2 protein-coding genes and 1 pseudogene are annotated in these 2,234 nt (G+C 66.3%); 2 read left to right on the top strand and 1 reads right to left on the bottom strand.

Annotation, left to right across the window (positions count from 1 at the left end):
- Positions 1–345 precede the first annotated feature (345 nt).
- The gene (locus ABZ079_RS36770; protein ID WP_356943789.1) at positions 346–759 is read right to left on the bottom strand and encodes a hypothetical protein; all 414 of its coding nucleotides are present in this window, start codon (positions 757–759) and stop codon (positions 346–348) included.
- 376 nt (positions 760–1,135) lie between these two features.
- On the opposite strand from ABZ079_RS36770, the gene ABZ079_RS36775 reads away from it, so the two are divergent.
- A complete protein-coding gene (locus ABZ079_RS36775; protein ID WP_356943790.1) occupies positions 1,136–1,744 on the top strand; it encodes a hypothetical protein in 609 nt (202 codons plus the stop codon).
- A gap of 205 nt (positions 1,745–1,949) precedes the next feature.
- Positions 1,950–2,234 (top strand): annotated as a pseudogene (locus ABZ079_RS36780) (transcriptional regulator); the annotation flags it as partial.

Raw genomic sequence — 2,234 nt, forward strand, 5'->3', positions numbered from 1 at the left:
GAGGAGCGCGACAGCGACGGCACGACGCTGTACACCGCCGGCCTCGACCAGGCCGCTTGAGAGCACTGACCGTACAGTCGAAGCGGCGCCCGAAGCCACCTCATATGGCTTCGGGCGCCGCTTCTCGTGGCGCGGTGTCAGGAGCGGGTGGGAGCGATATAGCGCCGGACGGCGACCATGAGGCCGAAGGCCAGGGTGAGACCGGCCAGATGGGATCTGTCAAGGACGGTCAGCCTCGAAAGGGCCCTGCCTTCATGTGTGTACATCCAGGAAGCCCACCCCGGCGGCAAACCCGTTCGTCCTGCACGCTCCAAGATAGGTTGGGACACGAACTCCGGATCGCTTTCAGCAGCTGGGGATCGACCCGGAACCGACCCTGACGTTGCCGGAGTAGATCCAGCCCTTGTCCCAGCTGGCCTCGTTCGGATCGGTGTAGTACCAGGTGTTGCCCGAGTCGGGGTTGCGGTACTTACACACAGCCCACAACAGCGTGGACTCATCCATGTCGCTCCACCCGATGAACGAGCAGCGCGCAGCCGGCCCGTACCTCAGGCTGATCTCTTTGTTGGTCGTGAGGCTCACGCCGGTGGTGCTCTTGGTGGGGTTCCAGTTGCAGTTCACGGATGCGGGAGCCGGGGGGGCGGAGATGGTATCCGCCTGAGCGGCTCCTGACGCTGACGGCGTCATCGCGAAGGCTGCCGCGGTCGCAGCGATGGCCACTCCGAGTCCTTTGAACAGTTGCAAGAGCTCCTCCTTCATAGTCCTGCTGAGCGTCCGCCAAGCAGTACAAAACGGATGTCATCCACACGTCGCGGATCGACGGTTGCAGTTCAGGATCAGCTCGCTGTGTGGAGAGTGATTCATCGACGCAGCGGGCTGTGGCGACCGTTTGGCCAGCCAGACACCACACAGGCTGCTGGCCATCGACAGGTGAAGCAATGAGAGCCGGCTGTCCCGGACAGTTCGCCGACTGTCCGGGCTGGTCCGGGCGTTGTCCCGGACAGAGCTGCCACAGTAAATGCCGGATTTACTGCGGCGGAGTCCCTACCGTGATCATCGCGACCTGCGGGCCAGTCCGGCCGCCGGGGCGAGGTGTACGCATTTACTGCGGCAGTGCCGGAAGGGCGGGACAGGCGTGACGATCGAACCAGCGACCGAACTCGGAGACGGGGGCGCGATCCGGTTGCCGCGCGCCTGCGTCGTGCCCTTGTCCGCCCCTCCCGCGTCGTACACCGCGGCGGTCGAGCGGTACCTCACCGCCGCGGGCATCGCGAAGTCCTCCGCGCGGATCTACCGGATCTACCGGATCTCCCTGACGACGTGGGGGTGGATGCTCGCCGGCGAACCCGCACCGACCGGACCCGCCCGCCGAGGCGCGAAGCCGCCCGTCTTCCCCGTCACCGCGATCGACGACCCAGCGCTGCCCGAGGTACTGGCCGAACCGGCGGCGGCTCGCGCGGACGAGATGGACGCCGACATCGTCAACCGGGAGCTGTTCATCGCGCGCAAGGCGATCGGCTGGTGGCAGCGCCAGGGCTGGATCGACGGCGACCCGACGATCGGGATCGAGCGACGACCGGCACCGCCCGACCGCACCAAGGCCCTGGCCGAGAACCAGATCGCCGCCCTGTGGTGCCTGGACGTCGCCCTACGGGAGAAGACGTTCTGGAAGATGCTCTACGAGTCGGCGGCCCGCGCCGACGAGGTGCTGTGCCTGAACGTGGATGACCTGTACCCACAGTGATGGGGCTATCTGAATCTCCCCACCTGCTGCTCAGCCGTGGGGCAAACCTGCTCTGTTGATCTCCCCACCCTTCGTGTGACCTTGCTCGGTCTTTTCGCGTGATGTTGCCCGTCGTGTCGAATGGGCCTGGGTGTGTCGTGGAGAGCCTGCGTGAGCCATGAGTTCGGCCTGGTCGGGGGCCTGAATGCTCACGCGGGAGGAAGACGTGGACGCTCACGCTCTGCGTCGCCAGGGATGGACGATCTCGGCGATCGCACGGCATCTGGGCCGGGACCGCAAGACGATCCGCGCCTATCTGAACGGCGAGCGGGTCCCCGGTGAGCGGCGTCAGGCGCCGGACGCGTTCGTGCCGTTCCTGCCGTATTGCCGACAACGGCTCGCGGATGACCCCCACTTGTGGGCGTCGGCGCTGTTCGACGAGGTGACCGCTCTGGGCTATCAGGGTGCGTACTCGACGTTCACGCGGGCGCTTCGCCGCTATCAGGTCCGG

Source organism: Streptomyces sp. NPDC006314, assembly GCF_040613075.1.
In the GTDB taxonomy this organism is placed as follows: Bacteria; Actinomycetota; Actinomycetes; order Streptomycetales; family Streptomycetaceae; genus Streptomyces.

Excerpts from the sequence above, each read along its gene's own strand:
- ABZ079_RS36770 (WP_356943789.1), bottom strand. The coding sequence starts at position 759 with ATGAAGGAGGAGCTCTTGCAACTGTTCAAAGGACTCGGAGTGGCCATC.